Source organism: Sphingorhabdus sp., assembly GCF_050921905.1.
In the GTDB taxonomy this organism is placed as follows: Bacteria; Pseudomonadota; Alphaproteobacteria; order Sphingomonadales; family Sphingomonadaceae; genus Sphingorhabdus_B.
In genome coordinates this window covers 1,620,099-1,639,368 of the sequence record NZ_CP050888.1, presented here as the reverse complement: position 1 = coordinate 1,639,368, position 19,270 = coordinate 1,620,099, and the positions used below count along the sequence as shown (strand labels likewise).

Genomic DNA, 19,270 nt, shown 5'->3' with positions numbered 1-19,270 from the left:
TGAAAAATGTCTGTGTTATTTGATAGGCGGCTCTCAACGGAGAAATTTGCACATGCGACCAATGCTGTTCACCACCTTAACCATTGGCATCATGACGTCGGCTTTGGCCCAAGCACCAACTTCCGCGCCGGTAACGGCTCCGGCGCCTGCACCGCTATCGCAGGACAGAAAATTGGCCAAAGCCTCCGACAAAACCGCTTCCGATCCAGACCAAACCATCCGCTGTCGCGCCGTAAGGGTGACGGGCTCACTGGTGAAAAAAGGGAAGGTATGCAAGACATTGGCGGAATGGCGCCGGATAACAGAATCTGGCAATGAGAACGCCCGCCGTCTGGTGGAGGATGGAACTTCACGCCCAGGCGGTCAGTGATCCTGACTTTGCGGGATTATTTTTTAGCATTCTGGTTGCGGGCGCGTGCCGCAGCAACCAGAATGTTCTCGGCGTCAAGTGCCGCCTATACCGCCAAATTCAACCCCCCATCCCCCTCCTCGACCTTGACCGTCGCGCCATCGGGGATGCTGCCGCGTAGCAGCATGTCGGCCAGCGGGTCCTGCAAATAACGTTGGATTGCGCGTTTTAGCGGGCGTGCGCCATATACAGGGTCATAGCCGACGCGGCCCAACCATGCTTTGGCTTCGTCTGACAAGGACAAAGTGATCTTGCGATCCTTGAGCAAATTTTGCACCCGCTGCACCTGAATATCGACAATCGGGGCCATGTGATCTGCGCCCAAGCGGTGGAACAATATAACCTCGTCCAGCCGGTTCAGGAACTCGGGCCGGAAATGGCTGCGCACGATTTCCATGACTTGCGGCTCGACCTCTTTCACATCCTGCCCGTCTTCCAACGCGGCCATATGCTGGCTGCCCAGATTGGATGTCAGAATGATCAGCGTGTTGGAGAAGTCAACCGTACGGCCCTGACCATCGGTCAGGCGGCCATCATCCAAAACCTGCAGCAGGATATTGAATACGTCCGAATGGGCCTTTTCAACCTCGTCAAACAAGACGACTTGATAGGGCCGGCGGCGAACTGCTTCGGTCAGCACGCCGCCTTCTTCATAGCCGACATAGCCCGGAGGCGCGCCGACGAGGCGGGCGACGCTGTGCTTTTCCATATATTCGGACATGTCGATGCGGACCATCGCATTGTCGTCGTCGAACAGGAATGATGCGAGCGCTTTTGTCAGCTCGGTCTTGCCGACACCCGTTGGCCCAAGGAACAGGAAGGAACCAAGCGGGCGGTTCGGGTCCTGAAGGCCAGCGCGCGAACGGCGCACCGCCTTGGAGACGGCTTCCACCGCGTCCTTCTGGCCAATGACGCGCGCGCCAATAAGCTGTTCCATGTTGAGCAACTTGTCGCGTTCACCCTCAAGCATCTTGTCCACGGGGATGCCGGTCCAGCGGCTAACGACGCTGGCAATATCTTGCGCGGTCACTTCTTCGCGCAACATCGCATTACCGGCTGCGGCCACCGCGTCCTCTAGTTGCTTTTCCAGCCCGGGTATCGTGCCATATTGCAGCTCGCCCGCCTTGGCGAGGTCGCCAGACCGCTGCGCCTGCTCCAACTCAATGCGTGCACCATCGAGTAGTTCTTTGATTTTGGTTTCGGCAGAAATCTTGTCCTTTTCGGCCCGCCAACGCTGCGTCAGTTCCAGCGATTGCTGCTCCAAATTGGCGAGCTCACCCTCCAGATTGGCCAGACGGTCCTTGGACGCGGCATCGCTTTCCTTGCCCAGCGCTTCGCGTTCAATTTTTAACTGGATGATCCGGCGGTCGAGCGTTTCAATCTCTTCCGGTTTGGATTCCACCTCCATCCGCAGGCGCGACGCCGCCTCATCCATCAGGTCGATGGCTTTATCCGGCAGGAAACGGTCGGAAATATAGCGGTGCGACAAGGTGGCGGCGCTCACCAGCGCACTATCGGTAATACGCACGCCATGGTGCAGTTCATATTTCTCCTTCAACCCGCGCAGGATGGAAATCGTGTCCTCCACGGTAGGCTCGCCGACAAAAATCGGCTGAAACCGGCGTTGTAGCGCAGGGTCTTTTTCGACATGTTTTTGATATTCATCCAGCGTCGTTGCACCAATGCAGTGCAGTTCACCGCGCGACAAGGCCGGCTTGATGAGGTTGGCGGCGTCCATCGCGCCTTCGCCTTTGCCCGCGCCGACAAGCGTATGCATTTCGTCGATGAATAAGATGATGTCACCCTCGGCCTGCTTGACCTCGTCAAGCACACCTTTGAGCCGCTCTTCAAATTCGCCGCGATATTTTGCGCCCGCGATCAACGCGCCCATATCGAGTGACAGCAATTTGCGATGCTTCAGGCTATCGGGCACGTCGCCATTGGCGATGCGCAAGGCCAGTCCTTCGGCAATGGCCGTTTTGCCGACGCCTGGTTCGCCGATCAACACGGGGTTATTCTTTGTACGGCGCGCAAGGATTTGGATTGTGCGGCGAATCTCTTCATCGCGACCGATGACGGGGTCCAACTTTCCAGCGCGCGCGACTTCCGTCAGGTCACGCGCAAATTTCTTCAGCGCGTCATAACGGTCCTCTGCGCCTGCGGTATCGGCTGAGCGGCCACCACGCAGTTCGTTGATCGCGGCGTTCAGCCCTTCGGCTGTGACGGCTGCTGCGGCCAGCGCCTTGCCTGCTGTGCTGGTCTTAGCAAGCGCCAGTGCGAGCAAAAGCCGTTCAACAGTGACATAGCTGTCGCCCGCCTTTTGCGCGACCTGTTCGGCAGCATCGAGCACGCGCACCGCGTCATTGTCGAGGCCGGGGGTCTGCTGCGCGCCGCCGCCGGACACCGCAGGCACCTTCGCGAGCGCCACATCGGTTTCGCGCAACGCGGTCGCCGCGTCGCCGCCAGCGGCCTTGATCAGGCCAGACGCCATGCCCTGCTCATCCTCCAGCAAAGCTTTGAGGAGATGTTCAGGCCCGATCCGCTGATGACTCATGCGAATGGCGACGGTCTGTGCGCTTTGCAGAAAACCTTTGGCGCGGTCGGTGAATTTTTCGAGGTTCATGCGCTATTTCCTAAATGGCCGATGGGGCCTTTGTTCACAAAGGCTCCATGTCTACACAGAATGTAATGCGGCATTTTCGCAACACAAGTGCTGCGACCATTCAGCGGAAATGCGTCGTCGTCGATGTTATCTCCAATTGCGGGCAAGCGTATCCAACAATTGCACGCCCCAACCCGATGCGCCCTTTGGCGTCACTGGCCCGGACTTGTCCGCCCAGTTGACGCCCGCAATATCAAGATGCGCCCAAGGCACATTTTTGTCGACGAAGAAGCCAACAAAGGTCGCGCCCAGACCTGCGCCCGGTCCGCCACCCTCAACGACGTTTTTGATGTCGGCAATGTCGGACTTCATATCATCGAGATAGTTTTTGTGGAGCGGCATCCGCCAAACTTCTTCACCCGTTGCTGTGCCCGCTGCGGCAATGGCTGCTGCCAACCGGTCGTCACGGCTGAACAGGCCAGCATATTCGTCGTTCAGTGCGGCAACGATGGAACCTGTCAGCGTCGCCATGTTGATCAAAGCGCCGGGTTTTTTGTTGGCGACGATATATTCATTGGCGTCCGCCAACACCAGCCGGCCTTCGGCGTCGGTGTTCAGTATCTCTATGGTTTTGCCGCTCATCGTGCGCACGACGTCGCCGGGACGCTGCGCATTGCTGCCGGGCATATTTTCGGACAGCGCGGCTACGCCGATGACGTTCACCGGTGCCTTCGACTTTGCGAGCGATAACAGCGCGCCCATGATATTGGCTGCGCCGGACATGTCCGCCTTCATCTCCCACATGCCAGCGCCGGGTTTCAGCGATATGCCGCCGGTATCAAAAGTAATGCCCTTGCCGACCATCGCCAATGGCGGGCCATCGCCAGCGCCGCGATATTCGACGATCATCAGGCGTGATGGGCGGCGCGAACCCTGGCCGACGCCGACCAGCGACCCCATGGCCAATTTGCGCATCATGGGTTCGTCCAACACTTCAATTTTAACATTGGCGGTATTGCCAAATGCGGCACGTACACGCTCGACAAAGGTTTCTGGATAGATGACATTAGCAGGCTCAGTCGCCAGATCGCGGGATAAGGCGACGCCTTCAGCTAAGGCCGCATGGCGCGACATCCATAAAGCCTCTGCGCTGCCCGCATCGCTGCTGATGATGGTCACTGCGTTCGTGGGCGGCGCTTTACGGTCCACGGTTTTATACCGGTCGAACCGATATTGGCCCATGGCATAGCCCAAAGCGGCTGCAGCGGCTTCGTCTTGGTTCAGGCCGCCGGTAATTGTGACCTGCTGGGCTTCATCGCGCAAATCCTGAGCCGCTTTGCCCGATGCGTTGCGGATATGGGTGATGCGGTCGCCCTCCGCGCCAACCCCGCTTAGGACGATGCGCGCATAACCGCCAATGCCGCGTAGCGACAAGGAACTACCCTCTTTGCCTTCAAACTTTGCCGAAGTGATGGCCGCGTTCAATGCCTGCGTCGTTGCCGCATCAACCATGTTGGCTGGCAGCGTCGCATTACGCATCAATATGACCAAAGCGCCGGACGTTGGCGCGGTCGTCGCGAAATTGATTGGCCGTGTTTGCGAATGCGCCGCCGCCGAGGGCGATATGCCCGATCCAATCATGTCGGCTTGCGCAAAAGCGGGGGTGATTGTGGCGCTAGCCAGTGCGAGGGTTAAGAAACTGCGATGCATCGGGGGACTATCCTTTCTGTAAATCTTGGTTATGCCGGATATGTAAGCAAATGAACCGATGTGACAAGGTCTCATTGCAGGGGGAGCGTATAATGCGGAAATTTTTGTGGGCGTCCTTGGCGCTTGTCGGTGTCGTTGCGGGTGCAGGCGCGCTGTGGGAGCCGTTGGCGGCCACCGGATATGACATGCCAGCCCGCGCCTATGATGTGGAGATTGTCCGCGATAATTATGGCGTGCCGCACATCAACGGCAAGACCGATGCCGACACCGCTTACGGCCTTGCCTTTGCCCATGCTGAAGATGATTTTTCGACGATACAGGATGTCGTTGCCATGACGCGTGGGCGCTATGGCGCGCTTGCAGGCTCCGATGGGGCCAAGGTCGATTATGTGCTGCATCTGTTGGGCGCGCGGGAGACGGCCGAGGCGCGCTATATGGAATTGTCGCCGCAGGTCCGCGCAGTTGCAGAGGCATATGCCGCTGGTTTGAACCATTATGTGTCAAAACATCCCGAAGAAGTCCGGCTGTCGAAGCTGTTTCCCGTTACTGGACAGGACATTGTCACAGGCTTCGTGCTGCGCGCGCCATTCTTCTATGGTCTGGATGGTGCCATCGGGGCATTGACCGAAGGCAAACCCCTGCCAAAGGAAAGTGCGCCACCGATGACGCCCATCGGGCGCGATCCGGAAATGAACGGTTCCAACGCCTTTGCAATTGCGCCCAAGCGTATGGCCGATGGCAAGACGTGGCTGATTTCCAATTCGCACCAGCCTTATGAAGGTCAGGTTGCGTGGTACGAAGCCGTTACGCATTCGGGTGAGGGGCTGGATATGGCTGGCGCCTTGTTCCCCGGCTCGCCCTTTGTCCTGCTTGGCCACAACCGTCATTTGGGTTGGACCAATACCGTCAACCGCCCCGACCTGATCGACGTCTATAGACTGGTGATGAACAAGGCTGGCGACCAATATCGTTATGACGGCAAATGGATGCCTTTGTCATCGAAGCGGGTTTGGTTGCCGGTGAAAATAGGTCCGTTCAATCTTCCGGTGCCGCAAACGGTATATCGCTCCATCCACGGACCCGTTATCAAAAATGACAAGGGCTATTTCGCGATCCGCTATGCGGGCATCGACAATGTAAAAGTCGTTGAGCAATATTATCGCAATACCAAAGCGACGAATTGGGACGAATGGACCCAATCGATGGCGATTGGCGGCATTCCTGCGACGAATTTCATTTATGCCGACAAGACCGGCCGCGTTGCCTATATTTACAACGCCCTCTTCCCCGACCGTAAGCCGGGATATGATTATACCAAGCTGCTTCCGGGCGATACATCGGCGGCCATGTGGGAAGGGCCAGTTGGCTTTGACCTTTATCCCAAGATTGTGGATCCTGCATCGGGCTTTGTCCAGAACGCCAATAACACGCCGTTTCTGGCGGCAGGGCCGGGGTCGGAAATGGACCCGCTAGCTTATTCGCCGTATCTGGGCATTGAGCGTGGCATGACGAATCGCGGCTTGCGCGCAACCGAGTTGCTGGCCGCCGACACGTCAATCACGCCGCAAGAGCTGCTCGCGATCAAGATGGACATGATGTACAGCAAAAAAAGCTGGGTCGGGGCGTGGATGGCATCCTTTGCCGCGCTGGATTTGAAAGACGCGCCCGAGCTTGCCGAAGCGCAAAAGTTGCTCGCGAGCTGGGATTGGTCAAGCGATGGCAAGGGCCGAGCGGACGCCCTTGCCGAACGCATCATCCGCTTTGGCGCGCGGCCAAACTGGCGCGGTGACAAGATGCCCGATGCCCGTCGTACGCTTCAGGAGGCTGCCACAGAGTTCAAAAAACGCTTTGGCCGCATCGACCCGCCGCTGGCCGATATTCAGCGCCTACGGCGCGGCGACGTCGATTTACCTATGCTCGGCGGCAGCGATGCCTTGCGTGCCACAACGATATGGGATGCAGAGCAAGCCGATGGCAAAGCGCGCGTCAGACATGGCGATAGTTTCATCATGCTGATGCGATGGGACAAGGACGGCAAGGTGCAATCAGAATCGATCCAGCCTTATGGTTCGGCGACCACCCGCCCCGAATCGCCGCATTATACAGACCAGATGAAATTGTTCGTTGCAGGTGGTTACAAGCCGGTACATTTCGAATGGGCCGACGCCGTCAAAAATGCAAAGCGCCGTTATCGACCCTGAACGTCGTTTGTCGAAAATGCTTCGCTATTACATTGTGTTTGCCCGCGTCGTCGCTATCTCAAGCTGCATTGATTCTTAGCTATAGGAGCAGAATATGATACGTAAACTAACGCTCGCCCTTATGATGTCGGGCTCGGTGATCGCGGCGCAGGCACCCGCCTTTGCGCAATCAGCAGCGCCCGTTTCGAAATTGGTCGAGGCGGTAAATATTCCGCATGAAAAATTCACCCTCGACAATGGTCTGACCGTTTTGGTGCATGAAGACCGCAAGGCCCCTATTGTTGCCGTGTCCATCTGGTATGGCGTCGGGTCCAAGAACGAGCCAAAGGGCAAAACGGGCTATGCCCATTTGTTCGAACATATCATGTTCAACGGCAGCGAAAATGCGCCGGGCGATTATTTTGAATATACCAAGAAAATCGGCGCGACCGACCTGAATGGCACCACATGGTTGGACCGCACCAATTATTTTCAAACCGTGCCAACTACGGCGTTGGAATCCGCATTGTTCCTCGAAAGCGACCGTATGGGCTTTTTGCTCAATGCTGTGACGAAGGAAAAGCTGGATAACCAGATTGGCGTTGTGTCGAATGAAAAGCGTCAGGGCGACAATCAGCCATTCGGCTTGGTTGAATATAAGCAGTCAGGGACATTGTTCCCCGTTGGCCACCCATATCATCATAGCACGATCGGCAGCCTTGAAGACCTGTCGGCGGCTTCGCTGGATGATATGAAGACATGGTTTACCGACCATTATGGTCCAAATAATGCCATTCTGGTTCTGGCAGGTGACATCAATGCGGCGCAGGCGAAGCCATTGGTGGAAAAATGGTTCGGCAGCATCAAGCGCGGCAAGGAAGTGGCACCCGTTAATGCGCCAATACCAACGCTCGAAAAAGACGTCAAAATCGTCATGAAGGACAAGGTGCCGACCACGCGTATTTATCGCAACTGGGTGGTGCCGGGCCTTGCCGACCCCGATGCAAATGCATTGTTCATCGCGATGAACGCGCTTGGTGGCCTGTCGAGCTCGCGTCTGGACAATATTTTGGTGCGTCAGGAACAAAGCGCGGTGGCCGTATCTGCTTACCTCATCCCCTTCGTGCATGGCAGCTTGGTCAACATTCAAGCGGACGTAAAGCCCGGCGGTGATGCCGATGCGGTGGCGAAGCGTCTGGATGAAATCTTGGCCGATTACATCAAAACCGGCCCGACCGCCGAAGAAGTGCAGCGCGTTGCCGCAAGCAACATTGCCCAGCAAATCGACGGCCTTGAACAAGTTGGTGGCTTTGGCGGCAAGGCCGTCGCTTTGGCCGAAGGCGAGTTATTTGTGGGGGATTCGTCCTTCTACAAAAAGGAATTGGCGCGGCTAGCATCGGCAAAGCCAGAAGCGGTGAAGGCCGCGATGCAGAAATGGCTGACGCGCCCGGTGCTTGAAATTCGCGTCGAACCCGGTGAGCGCGAGGCGTATCAAGACGTAGCCGCTGGATCAGGTAGCCGGACAGGCACGTTAACTGCGCCTGCATTTTATGCGCCTCCAGGGGCCGACGATGTATCCGTGCCGGCGCCAGTTGCTTTTCAGGATCGCAGCAAATTCCCGGAACCGACAGGCACGCCTGCGCTCGATTTCCCGACGGTTGAAGAAGCAACCTTAAGCAATGGCATCAAGGTGTTCTTTGCGCGCCGCGCCGCGGTACCAACGGTCCGTGTCGCGGTCAGCTTCAATGCTGGTTACGCAGCGGACCCAGCCGACAAGCGCGGCATAACGTCGATGATGTCGACGATGCTGATGGAAGGCACAACGTCGCTGACCTCGACACAAATTGCCGAAACCGAAGAGAAATTGGGCGCTGACGTCAATGTTGGGTCTTCACTCGACCGGACGGTAGCCAGCCTGCGCGCGGTCAAGCCAAATCTTGGCCTTTCGCTCGATCTGCTTGCGGATGTTATCAAAAATCCGGCCTTTGCGACCAATGAACTGGAGCGCGTTCGTGTTCAGCAACTAACCCTGATCAAGTCGGAAAATAACCAGCCACAGGGTGTTGCCGTGCGCCGCCTGCCGCCATTGCTTTATGGCAAGGCGCATCCTTATGGTGGACCACAAACGGGCAGCGGATATGCAGAAACCGTGGCGACAATCAGCCGTGATGATGTTGCCAATTTCCATCAATCCTGGATGCATCCATCGAAGGCGGAAATTTTTGTTGTGGGTGATACCAGCCTGAAAGAAATCAAGCCCATGCTTGAACAGCGTTTCGGCAAGTGGAATCCCGCAGCCGCACCTGCGCCAGCGAAGAATTTCGCGGTTGCGATGCCAGCGCCTGCATCAAAAATTTTGCTGATTGATCGTCCAAATTCGCCGCAATCCTTGGTGCTCGCTGGCCTTGTTCTGGATGCAAAGGGATCGGACGATTTGCTGACCCTGCGCGCGGCGAACCAGATTTTCGGCGGTGATTTCCTGTCGCGTATCAACATGGACCTGCGGGAAACCAAGGGCTGGTCCTATGGCGTGCGCAGCCAAATCAATGGTGCCGAAGATCGCGTACCATTCTTCATGTTCGCGCCAGTGCAGACCAACCAGACCGGACCATCGGTCAAAGTGTTGCTCGACCAGTTGAAGGACTTTAACGGTGCAAAGCCGGTTACGCCGGACGAACTTGATAAAACGATCAAGGGCAATGTTCTTGAACTGCCCGGCCGTTATGAACAATCGTCTGCCGTATTGGCCCAGATGCAGGCGGATCGTTTGAACAAACGTCCATTTGATTATGCCGAAACACTGGCGGGTAAATATACTGCGATGACGGCCAAGGCATTGAATGACGCAATGCGGGTCAAGGTGGATCCATCCAAGATCACTTGGTTGATTGTCGGCGACGCGGCGAAGGTGAAACCGCAGTTGGAGGCACTGGGATTGCCAATTGAAATGGTGACCGAAGCTGCTAACACCAGTGCAAGCAACAATGCTAAATAAGGAGCAAGGATATGGCAGCAGTTGATGGCGACTGGGACGTAACAATCAAAAGCCCGATGGGTGACCAAAAAGCCGTGTTGACCGTCAACAGCGACGGCGGCAGCTTTTCGGGCCAGATGTCGGGTGGGCTGGGTTCCATGGACATTGCCAATGGCACTGTCGATGGCGATACGTTGAGTTGGGGCATGGACATCACTGTGCCTATGCCAATGCATTTGAACGCCACAGCAACCGTGTCGGGCGATGCCATGACCGGCGAGGTGAAGGCTGGTGCCTTTGGTTCGATGGGCTTGACCGGCACACGCAAGTAAAAGGCCGCAGCGCGCGTTGTGCGCTGACACGCACATTCCAGGCCGTCTATCCAACCGGGTAGGCGGCCTTGTTCTATTGGGCGTCAATGCTTATGTTGAGGTTGAACGCGTTTCCTCCGAATCGCGATGATCAAGATCGGAGCCTCGTCATGAACCAGTTTGCACCTTCGTCGCAGTCGCGCATGTCCTTGGTGCGTTTGGCATTGTTTGTGATTCCCGTCATTATGCTACTGGGTTCGCTATCTGGCGTGGTTTCAGGCTCTACTGCGAAAAACGCTTGGTATCAGTCCTTGATTCAGCCAGCGGCACAGCCACCAGGCTGGGTGTTTAGTGTGGTATGGCCAACCCTATTTTTCCTGATGGGACTCGCATTTGCCATGGTGCTCCACGCGCGTGAGTCGCGTTACCAGAGACCGGCAGTTGCCCTGTTTGTGACGCAGTTCCTGATAAATTTGACATGGTCGCCCGCTTTTTTCCATTATCATCAGGTGTCAGCCGCATTTTTCATCATCCTCGTCATGCTTGGCGTTGCGATTGCCACTACCTTTGTATTTGCGCGGGTTCGCAAGGCTGCGGCATGGCTGATGGTGCCGTATTTGGTGTGGATAAGTTTCGCTGCCATCCTGAATTTTCAGATCGACAAGCTTAATCCCGACGCGGAAAGCCTTTACGTTCCGGTCGCGACTTCCCAAATAGGGTGAATTCGGTCCATTCCCTGACCGCAATGGAGTGAATGACATGCAAAGCGAAAAGCGCATTTTTGACGATTTGGCTAAGGTTTTGAACGGCGTTGCCGGAACCGTCGCGGGCATGGGTCGTGAGGCCGAGGCGAGCATGCGCGAACGCGCGCGCGAGTGGGCTGGCGGCCTTGACCTTGTGTCACGCGAAGAATTTGACGCCGTCAAAACCCTCGCGGCCAATGCCCGCGCTGAAGCCGATGCGCTTGGTAAGCGCGTTGCCGCCTTGGAAGCGGCCTTACAGACAAAAGGCGGCGCAGCAGCCGCCAAGACGAAGCCAGCGACCAAGCCGGCAAAAGGTTAATATTGAACTTTTCCACAGTTGGCCCACAGCCTAATGTTGCGCGTCGCCGCAAGCCCCTTGCGTGCGAGTCCGTCAGGGGGCAGACTCGAACAACACGACAGGCGCAATCATCATGCACGACGCAGACAAACAATATGAGCAATTCGAGCGCGATGAATCCGCGCCCGTAGACATGCTCGCGGCTTTGTTTGAGGCGCGCGGCTGGTCATTTGAACTGGATGGTGAAGACGAAATCACCGCTGAATATAAGGGCAGTTGGGCCAGCTATCAGCTTCGCGCGATCTGGCGTGAGGAAGATAATGCGCTTCAACTGATCATATTGCCGGATATCACTGTGCCTACGGACAAGCGGGCGAGTGTCTACACGGCGCTTGGCCTCATCAATGAACAATTATGGCTTGGCCATTTCGACATGTGGTCGGCCAATGGTATATTGCTGTTCCGCCATGGCAGCCTGATGGCATCAAACGGCTTGTTGGGTGTTGACCAGGCGCAAACCATCATTGACGTCGCGATTGACGAATGTGAGCGTTTCTATCCGGTGTTCCAGTTCATCATCTGGGGCGACAAAACGCCTGAAGAGGCCATTGCCAGCGCGCTTATCGAAACGCATGGAGAGGCTTAACCCGCACGCTTTGGCTTAATCAGATAATGCATATAGCCCATGGCGATGGGCTTATCCCGGTCTTCCTGCCATGCCCGCGCCTCAACATTGGCCATCGTCCGGCCAAGGCGCGTCACTTCGCCGACTGCATAGGTCATTTGGTTTAGGCCGCCACGCATGAAATCGACAGTGACATTGACCTGTTTGATATTGGAATCGCTGCCTTTGGCCCTAAGCGCCTGATGAATGGCGGCGATAGCTGCAATCTCGAGCAAGCCCGAAATCGCCCCGCCATGCAGGAAGCCCGGCCGGCCCTGAACGCGGTCGGCAAAGGGCATGCCGATTACCGGCACGCCGTGGATTTCGTCGACAATGTCCATATCGAGCGCGCGGGCATAGGGCGGAAGGACTGACTTATCGATCATGATATGCGGTCGCCAATGCGGATGAACGTGCCGCTAGCATGCGCCAAGGGTTCGTCCGGGTTTCCATTATGCGCAAAGCCACGCACAAAACCGATGCTGTTGGTCAAATGGTAGCAAATCCCCCGACCATAAACGCGTTCACCCGAGGGCGAGGGGCGCAAATAGTCGATCCGCAGGTCCATCGTCACTTGCGGACGGAATTCACCAAGCTTGGTCCAGATCGACATGCTGGTGGCGTTATCCATAAGGCTGATGATCACGGCAGAAGCCAGTATGCCGGTGTCGGGATCAGCAACAAGGTCGTCGCGCCAATCAATCGCAAGTTCAACCCAGTCGTCGCCATGGCCAACATATTCCATGTTGAGAAATCCGCCATGGCCGAATTTACCCATCACCTTGTTAACCAAGGCGGGGTCGAAGGCAGCGCCCTTTGGCGTGATGCTGCCCAGATCAGGTTTGCCAAATGCCATCTTATTTACGCGCGATCGTTGCAGGGAATATAGCCGCGACCTGCGCCTTTGAAAGCTGCGCATAGGCAAAGCCCGCCATGGTCGATGGCGGGGTTGCTACCGATGCGGCGGACGGCTGCGCTAAGGCGCAAGATAAGGCCAATAAGAATTTCCCTTTCACTTGGCGTCTCCCTTTGCCAGCTCTGTCCCCCGGTCGCGCGCAGCGCGCAGCGTCTGCGTCATCAATCTGTCTAATGCATTATCGGCGTCCAGCACCGCAAGGCCAGCGGCAGTTGTGCCGCCCGGGCTGGTGACGCGCGCGGCGAGTGCCTTCGGCGTTTCGGGGGACGTCGCGGCCAAAATCGCCGCCCCTTCGGTCATCTTTATGGCCAATTGCGCGGCCACCGCGTGCGGCAATCCTGATGCTTCCCCGCCTTTGGTCAGTGCATCAATGACGCGGTAGATAAAGGCTGGGCCCGACCCCGCCAGCGCCGTTACCGCATCCATATGGGCTTCGTCGTCGATCCAAATGACTGCCCCCAAAGGCGTTAGCCAAGCTGCGATGTCCGTTTTGACCAATTCCGTTTCATTTGGCGCAAACACGCCAAGGGGTGATTTGCCGATAGCGGCTGCCAGATTGGGCATCAGCCGGATAATCCGCGCGGAAGGAAATGCCTCCGACAGGGTTTGCGTTGTGGTGCCAGCGAGTATCGAAATCACCCATGCTCCGGGCGCAAGCAATGACGCAATGTCGGGTGCGAGCGATGACAAAAGCTGCGGCTTGATACCCAACACGAGCACATCAAATGGCCGCGCAACCTCTTGTGACGCGCGCGATACCGCAACGCCCGCAGGCAGGTTTTCGGCGACAGGGTCAACAACATGGAAAGTGTCAGGCGACACGCCAGCAGCCACCCATCCGCGCAGCATTGCGCTGCCCATATTGCCGCAGCCGTAGAAACAGATTTTCGATGGAAAAGCAGACATGGCGACCTTGATATTGTTCAAGCCCACCTCATGCCCTATCCATGCGTGGACGGCAACCGTAGGAACAGTGACAAGCCCTCTGGCGCGGGTAAGGGCGGCGGGCCTGCATGGCGTAACGCATCGGCGCGCGCACGGTTTAGGATCGCCGCTGGCACATGGGCGTCATGGAAAACATGGTCCGCCTCACCCAATAACCGCGCGGTTAGCAAGGTCAGGTCATCGGGATTATCCGACAGCAACGCGATTTCGATTATGCGGTCACCCTTTGGCTCTTCGGCGGCTTTCAACCAAACTTCGACGGTGTCGGGCGCGTGGTTGCCAAACGGGTCCAGCAGGCCACCTGCGGCAAAGCCCTGATCCAGCGCGCGTCGGCGCTGTGGTCCCTCGGGCCAGCGTTCGCGTAGGGCTGCGCGCGCAGCCGAAATCGCATCGGCCAGCGGGCCCAAGGTTTCGGGCAATAAGGTTTCCATGCGTTGGCGAATGGCCTTTGCCATGCCCGCCGACGCCCCACCGGTGCCGACCGCCACCAAAACGGGCGACCTGTCCACAATCGCTGGCGTGGTGAAATCGCACATTTCAGGCCTATCCACGACATTGACGAGCAAACCGCGCGCTTTCAAATCATCGGCGGCGGCGCGTGCGTCGTCTTCGTCCGCGATCGCCACAAAAGCAATCCGGGCGTCCTTATGACTCGCATCCACACACATGCCGCCAGCGCGTTGTATCAGGCGTCTTTTGGCATCGGCCATTTCGCCTTCACCGACCAAAATGACATTCCTGCCTTTCAGGTTCACAAATATCGGCAACTGATCCAACGCGATTTCCTATTTCAGCCAGTCGGGCACATGCTCCGCCGCCAAGATCGCCTCAGGCGAAATCCGTTCCGCCACGACCGCGAACTTGTCGCCATCGACGAGAACTTCGGGCACCCGTCCACGGCTGTTATATGTGCTCGCCATCGTCGCACCATAAGCGCCAGCGGTGCGGAAAATGGCAAGGTCATTGGCCATAACAGGGTCAATCTCACGACCCATGGCGAAGGTGTCGCCGGTTTCGCATACCGGGCCGACGATATTGGCCAGCATCTTGTGCCCATTGGGCACAACCGCTTCAAAATCATGCCAGGCATCATAAAGCGCGGGGCGCGCCAGATCGTTCATTGCGGCATCGACGATAACGAACGGCGCATTGCCCGCACCGGGCTTCACGCGGATGACGCGCGTCAGCAAGACGCCTGCATTGCCAGCGATAACGCGGCCGGGTTCGAACATCAACCGCACGCCCCAATCCTTGGTCACGCGCGCGACCATCGCGCCATATTCGGCGGGGTCTGGCGGATTGTCGCCGTCACGGTAGCGCACGCCAAGGCCGCCGCCCAAGTCCACATGCGTGACCACATGGCCCGCCGCACGCAATTCCTGCAGCAGCACGCCTACCTTTTGAAAGGCTGTTTCAAGCGGCTCAAGGCTCGTTAACTGACTGCCAATGTGCAGCGCGACACCGCGCATGTGCAGGTGCGGCAAGATGCTTAGCCGTGCGTAAATGCCCGGCGCACGGTCAATGCCGACGCCAAATTTATTGTCCGCCTTGCCCGTTGAAATCTTGCCATGGGTGCCCGCGTCCACATCGGGATTAATGCGCAAAACGGCCTGCGCGGTCAGGCCAAGCGCAGCGGCCAGCGCCGCCAGCTCCTGACCTTCTTCTTCCGATTCAATGTTGAACTGGCCAACGCCTATCTTCAATGCGCGGGTCATTTCTTCGGCGGTTTTACCAACGCCGGAAAAGACAATATCTTCGGCTGCCATGCCGGCGGCCAGCGCACGGTCCATTTCGCCGCCCGAAACGACATCGGCACCATAGCCCTGCCGCGCCAGAACTTTCAACACAGCAAGATTCGGGTTCGATTTTACCGCAAAGGCCAAATGCGGGTTATCAAGTCCCGACAAAGCCGCACGAAACACCACTGCATGGCGTTCGAATGTGGCCCGTGAATAGACATAGACAGGCGTGCCAACGGCATCCGCAATATCGGCTAGCGACACGTTTTCGGCGTGCAAGACGCCATCGATAAGATCAAAATGGTTCATGATGGGTACTTATTCGGGATTGGTTTTGGCAGGTGGCGTTTGTTTTTCAGGGTTTAAGGGCTTGGGCTCCTCCCCCGGTGCGACGTCAAAGGGGTCATCCTCCCGCCTTTCAGAACGTTTCAGCAATTCATCGGTACGCGCGGTACGCGCCTGCACCGATGGCATCGTTAATTTCCGTGCGCTTTGCTCGGTCGTCTGACCATAAGCCTGCGGCGGAAGGGCATTGCCCGAACGCGGTTCAAGGTCGCCAACCTTACCGCATGCGGTCGCGGCCAATGCGACGCCGATTACCAACAGGACGCGTTGCAATTTCATGCCTCAAGTTCCTTTTTTGCCGCAGCGATGGCTTCTTGTACACGCACGGGCGCGGTGCCGCCAGCGCTGGTGCGACTGGCGACGGAGCCATCAATCGACAGGTCGGGCAAAGTGCAGCCTGCGAGCATGGGGTTGATCGCTGCCAAATCATCAGCGCTAATCTCCGACAGGCCAATGCCGCGTGCCTCGCAGTTTTTGACGATGCTGCCCGTGACATGGTGCGCCTCACGAAAGGGCATGGCAAATGCGCGCACTAGCCAGTCGGCCAAATCGGTTGCGGTGGAAAATCCGGTATCTGCGACCTCCCGCATGCGACCTGCGTTGAACGTCACATTGGCAACCATGCCCGTCATCGCGGCAATCGACAAAGCGAGCAGGTCATAGGCCTCAAACACCGGGGGTTTGTCGTCCTGCATATCTTTGGAATAGGCCAGGGGCAGGCCCTTCATAGTGATCATCAGGCTGTTCATGCACCCGATGATCCGCCCCGAATGGCCACGCACCAGCTCAGCCGCGTCGGGGTTGCGCTTTTGCGGCATGATCGAGCTGCCCGTTGACCAGGCATCGGGCAAGGCGATGAAGCCAAAGGGTTGTGATGCCCATAAAATCATTTCTTCGGCCAAACGCGACAGATGCAAGGCGGTTTGTGCCGCCGCCGTCAGAAACTCCAACGCGAAATCGCGGTCGGATACGGCGTCCAGACTGTTGCCCATTGGACCGTCAAAGCCAAGCGCAGCGGCGGTGGCGGTGCGATCAATCGGGAAGGATGTGCCCGCCAAAGCGGCCGCCCCCAAGGGCGAGAGATTCAGGCGGCGGCGGCAATCGGTAAAGCGGCTGCGGTCGCGTTTTGCCATTTCATAATAAGCCATCAAATGATGACCCAGCGTCACCGGCTGCGCCACTTGCAAATGGGTGAAGCCGGGCATGATGCTGCCCACATGTTCGTCGGCGCGGGCGACAAGCGCCAATTGAAACGCGCGCAGGCCATCGTCGATTTCCTGTGTGGCGTTGCGCACCCACAGACGGAAATCGGTCGCGACCTGATCATTGCGGGACCGGGCGGTGTGCAGGCGCGCGGCAGGTTCGCCGATAATTTCCCGCAGGCGCGTTTCGGTGACCATGTGAATATCTTCAAGCGTCAGATCAACGGGCACGCCATTGGCTTGATATTCGGCGTGGACGGCGTCGAGCCCCTTTTGGATCGCAGCATTATCCGCCTCCGAAATGATGCCGCTTGCGGCCAAGTTATCGGCATGCGCTTTGCTGCCCGCAATATCCTCTTGCCAAAGACGCTTGTCGAATGGGATGGAGGCATTTATCTCGCGCATGATCGCGCCGGGGCCTTCGCCGAACCGGCCGCCCCACATGCTATTGGAATCCGACATGCGCTTTGTAATTGCCCTAATCCTTCTGGTGTTAACCGGGTGCGATAAAGAAACCCCAGGCCAGGGGCAAGCGCAACCCGCATTAGCTGCAAACTCGGATGCCGCAGGCAAGGCCGAGATCATATTGGAAAGCGCAAATGGCACCCGCGCGACGCTTAGTTACAGATTCGCGGGCCAAAAGGCACCAACCGCGCCCTTTGCGGACGCCGACGGACAGGATGTGGCTTTGGCAGATTTTGAAGGCAAGCCGTTGTTGCTCAACATTTGGGCGACGTGGTGCGCGCCGTGTAAGGCCGAAATGCCGACGCTGGACGCGCTGGCAAAGCTGGAAAAGGACCGGATGGCGGTCATTGCGGTATCCCAAGACCTTGAAGGCCGCGCGCCCGTCTTGGCCTTTTTTAAGGAGACTAAGGTTCAGAATCTGGTGCCCTATACCGACGCCGACAACGCGATTTTGGCCGCATTCAACAACGCCATCGCCCTGCCCACGACCATATTATATGACAGCGCAGGCAAGGAGGTTTGGCGGATTGCGGGCGGCGTCGAATGGGATGACACCGAAATGGCAAAGCTGCTGCGCGCCGCAGAGTGAAGCGAGGTTGCGTAAAGACGCGGTGGATTCGGAACGTTTTGGATTTACGAATCCCTATGGATTTGGTGGGCCGACGCAAAAGGGGGTGGTGAAGAGTTGACAATATAATGATATTATATGACATTTTGGGAATTACGAATAATTTAGCGGCATTATGTAGGAGTTACAGGAAGGGTTAAAGCTGCCGCCGCTAGGCGGGCGCTGTGATTAAATTAATTGTTCTTTTTGTTTTGTTTTTTTGCCAGTTTATCCCAGCGGGAGAAATTGACTTCACGGTCATAGGTAAATGTTCTCGTGCATCTGTTTACCAAATACGCGATCGGGCATGTAGAAATTCGACCGAACATGTCGCTGTATATAGCGCCTCCGACCATCCTGATAACCTCGGGGCATTGGGACATGTCGTTGTAGGGCAATATGAACGGCTTTCCGGCGTCAATCATAATTTCAAGCTGATGCTCATCGGCATGGAGCGGAATTTCCATTTGATGGCCGATGTTATCATTGTCCAAGTGAAGCTGATAATGGACAATTGTAACGGGCGTGCGACCAACATTGTGCATCTTGATTTTGAAACTATCGGCCCACAGTCCACCGCCGAAAAACTCAATGCTTGGCACGAGGATGCCAGCTTCCGCACGAATAAACGCCTTGTTAGTGTTATCGGCAGCGACCAAGGCACGGCGGGTAAAAAACAGCGACACTATCAGCCCCAACAAGCCAGCGGCGCTAATGACCAGTTGCCACCATGCCCAATTAGCTGCGTCACGGGCCGCGTCCGCAGCCTTCCATTGAGCGCAAAGATCGGAATTTCGATTCTCCATCTCGTTGGTGCATGGCTTGCTGGTGCTGTCGGGTCTATTCGCATCTTGCAGGGCAGATCTAATGCCCTTCAAGGTATCGGCTATTTCGGTTTGTTCTGTAGCTTGTTCTGCCTTAGCCTCTGCTTTTGGGGCATTCCCAGCCCCTACTAATATCAGCCATCCGACAAGCGCAGCGAAGATGCTCCGATAGATTCCATTGCTGCGATCAAAAACCATGCTGGAAAAGCCCCCCGGTTGATCTTCACCGTGATTGACCCTTCCGATTCTGGCAAGCCCATTGAATTCCGGTGACAGTGCACTAAATTATTGCCTGCTCTTTATCTCGGCCCTAAGCCTATGTCCATGGCCCGGCTC

19 protein-coding genes and 1 pseudogene are annotated in these 19,270 nt (G+C 57.0%); 7 read left to right on the top strand and 13 right to left on the bottom strand.

What is annotated here, in order from left to right:
- Positions 1-33 precede the first annotated feature (33 nt).
- The 3 genes from HEQ18_RS07915 to HEQ18_RS07905 all read right to left on the bottom strand — a co-directional run bounded on the left by HEQ18_RS07915 (position 34) and on the right by HEQ18_RS07905 (position 4,721).
- A complete protein-coding gene (locus tag HEQ18_RS07915; RefSeq protein ID WP_432814285.1) occupies positions 34-192 on the bottom strand; it encodes a hypothetical protein in 159 nt (52 codons plus the stop codon).
- A gap of 263 nt (positions 193-455) precedes the next feature.
- Positions 456-3,032 (bottom strand): ATP-dependent chaperone ClpB, encoded by a 2,577-nt coding sequence (gene clpB / locus HEQ18_RS07910; protein ID WP_432814284.1) that lies wholly within the window; start codon positions 3,030-3,032, stop codon positions 456-458.
- A gap of 126 nt (positions 3,033-3,158) precedes the next feature.
- Entirely contained in the window at positions 3,159-4,721 is a 1,563-nt protein-coding gene (locus HEQ18_RS07905; protein WP_432814283.1) for a leucyl aminopeptidase, read from the bottom strand.
- A 92-nt stretch (positions 4,722-4,813) separates the two neighbouring features.
- Here HEQ18_RS07905 and HEQ18_RS07900 point away from each other — a divergent pair, with 92 nt between their 5' ends.
- From HEQ18_RS07900 to HEQ18_RS07875, 6 genes are all read left to right on the top strand, one after another.
- Positions 4,814-6,922 (top strand): acylase, encoded by a 2,109-nt coding sequence (locus HEQ18_RS07900; protein ID WP_432814282.1) that lies wholly within the window; start codon positions 4,814-4,816, stop codon positions 6,920-6,922.
- A 94-nt stretch (positions 6,923-7,016) separates the two neighbouring features.
- On the top strand, positions 7,017-9,896 hold the full coding sequence (locus tag HEQ18_RS07895) for a M16 family metallopeptidase (protein WP_432814281.1): 2,880 nt from the start codon (positions 7,017-7,019) through the stop codon (positions 9,894-9,896).
- 11 nt (positions 9,897-9,907) lie between these two features.
- Positions 9,908-10,207 carry a hypothetical protein gene (locus tag HEQ18_RS07890; protein WP_296198498.1) on the top strand — a complete coding sequence of 100 codons (300 nt, stop codon included), beginning with the start codon at positions 9,908-9,910 and terminating at the stop codon, positions 10,205-10,207.
- Between the two features lie 149 nt (positions 10,208-10,356).
- Entirely contained in the window at positions 10,357-10,908 is a 552-nt protein-coding gene (locus HEQ18_RS07885; RefSeq protein ID WP_432814280.1) for a TspO/MBR family protein, read from the top strand.
- Positions 10,909-10,945: 37 nt separating this feature from the next.
- Positions 10,946-11,248 (top strand): accessory factor UbiK family protein, encoded by a 303-nt coding sequence (locus HEQ18_RS07880; protein ID WP_432814279.1) that lies wholly within the window; start codon positions 10,946-10,948, stop codon positions 11,246-11,248.
- Between the two features lie 112 nt (positions 11,249-11,360).
- Positions 11,361-11,873, top strand: coding sequence for a YbjN domain-containing protein (locus HEQ18_RS07875; RefSeq protein ID WP_432814278.1), 513 nt, complete (start codon positions 11,361-11,363; stop codon positions 11,871-11,873).
- Here the strand turns inward: HEQ18_RS07875 and HEQ18_RS07870 are convergent.
- From HEQ18_RS07870 to argH, 8 genes are read right to left on the bottom strand one after another with little or no spacing between them, the layout of a single operon-like run.
- On the bottom strand, positions 11,870-12,277 hold the full coding sequence (locus tag HEQ18_RS07870; RefSeq protein ID WP_397605510.1) for a PaaI family thioesterase: 408 nt from the start codon (positions 12,275-12,277) through the stop codon (positions 11,870-11,872). The genes HEQ18_RS07875 and HEQ18_RS07870 overlap by 4 nt on opposite strands.
- Entirely contained in the window at positions 12,274-12,747 is a 474-nt protein-coding gene (locus tag HEQ18_RS07865) for a PaaI family thioesterase (RefSeq protein ID WP_397605511.1), read from the bottom strand. Before HEQ18_RS07865 ends, HEQ18_RS07870 begins: the two co-directional genes overlap by 4 nt.
- Before the next feature lies 1 nt (position 12,748).
- Entirely contained in the window at positions 12,749-12,907 is a 159-nt protein-coding gene (locus HEQ18_RS07860) for a hypothetical protein (protein WP_397605512.1), read from the bottom strand.
- The gene (proC, locus tag HEQ18_RS07855; RefSeq protein WP_432814277.1) at positions 12,904-13,734 is read right to left on the bottom strand and encodes a pyrroline-5-carboxylate reductase; all 831 of its coding nucleotides are present in this window, start codon (positions 13,732-13,734) and stop codon (positions 12,904-12,906) included. Before proC ends, HEQ18_RS07860 begins: the two co-directional genes overlap by 4 nt.
- Positions 13,735-13,748: 14 nt before the next feature.
- Positions 13,749-14,528 (bottom strand): NAD(P)-dependent oxidoreductase, encoded by a 780-nt coding sequence (locus HEQ18_RS07850; protein WP_432814276.1) that lies wholly within the window; start codon positions 14,526-14,528, stop codon positions 13,749-13,751.
- 9 nt (positions 14,529-14,537) lie between these two features.
- Positions 14,538-15,800 (bottom strand): diaminopimelate decarboxylase, encoded by a 1,263-nt coding sequence (lysA, locus tag HEQ18_RS07845; protein WP_397605515.1) that lies wholly within the window; start codon positions 15,798-15,800, stop codon positions 14,538-14,540.
- A gap of 9 nt (positions 15,801-15,809) precedes the next feature.
- A complete protein-coding gene (locus tag HEQ18_RS07840; protein WP_432814275.1) occupies positions 15,810-16,115 on the bottom strand; it encodes a hypothetical protein in 306 nt (101 codons plus the stop codon).
- Positions 16,112-17,482 (bottom strand): argininosuccinate lyase, encoded by a 1,371-nt coding sequence (gene argH, locus HEQ18_RS07835; RefSeq protein WP_432815974.1) that lies wholly within the window; start codon positions 17,480-17,482, stop codon positions 16,112-16,114. Before argH ends, HEQ18_RS07840 begins: the two co-directional genes overlap by 4 nt.
- Positions 17,483-17,498: 16 nt before the next feature.
- On the opposite strand from argH, the gene HEQ18_RS07830 reads away from it, so the two are divergent.
- Positions 17,499-18,092 (top strand): TlpA family protein disulfide reductase, encoded by a 594-nt coding sequence (locus HEQ18_RS07830; RefSeq protein ID WP_432814274.1) that lies wholly within the window; start codon positions 17,499-17,501, stop codon positions 18,090-18,092.
- 212 nt (positions 18,093-18,304) lie between these two features.
- Here HEQ18_RS07830 and HEQ18_RS07825 read toward each other — a convergent pair whose 3' ends face one another.
- Both HEQ18_RS07825 and HEQ18_RS07820 read right to left on the bottom strand, forming a co-directional pair.
- On the bottom strand, positions 18,305-19,132 hold the full coding sequence (locus HEQ18_RS07825; protein ID WP_432816028.1) for a hypothetical protein: 828 nt from the start codon (positions 19,130-19,132) through the stop codon (positions 18,305-18,307).
- 8 nt (positions 19,133-19,140) lie between these two features.
- A pseudogene (locus HEQ18_RS07820) lies at positions 19,141-19,194 on the bottom strand (hypothetical protein); the annotation flags it as partial.
- Positions 19,195-19,270 lie beyond the last annotated feature (76 nt).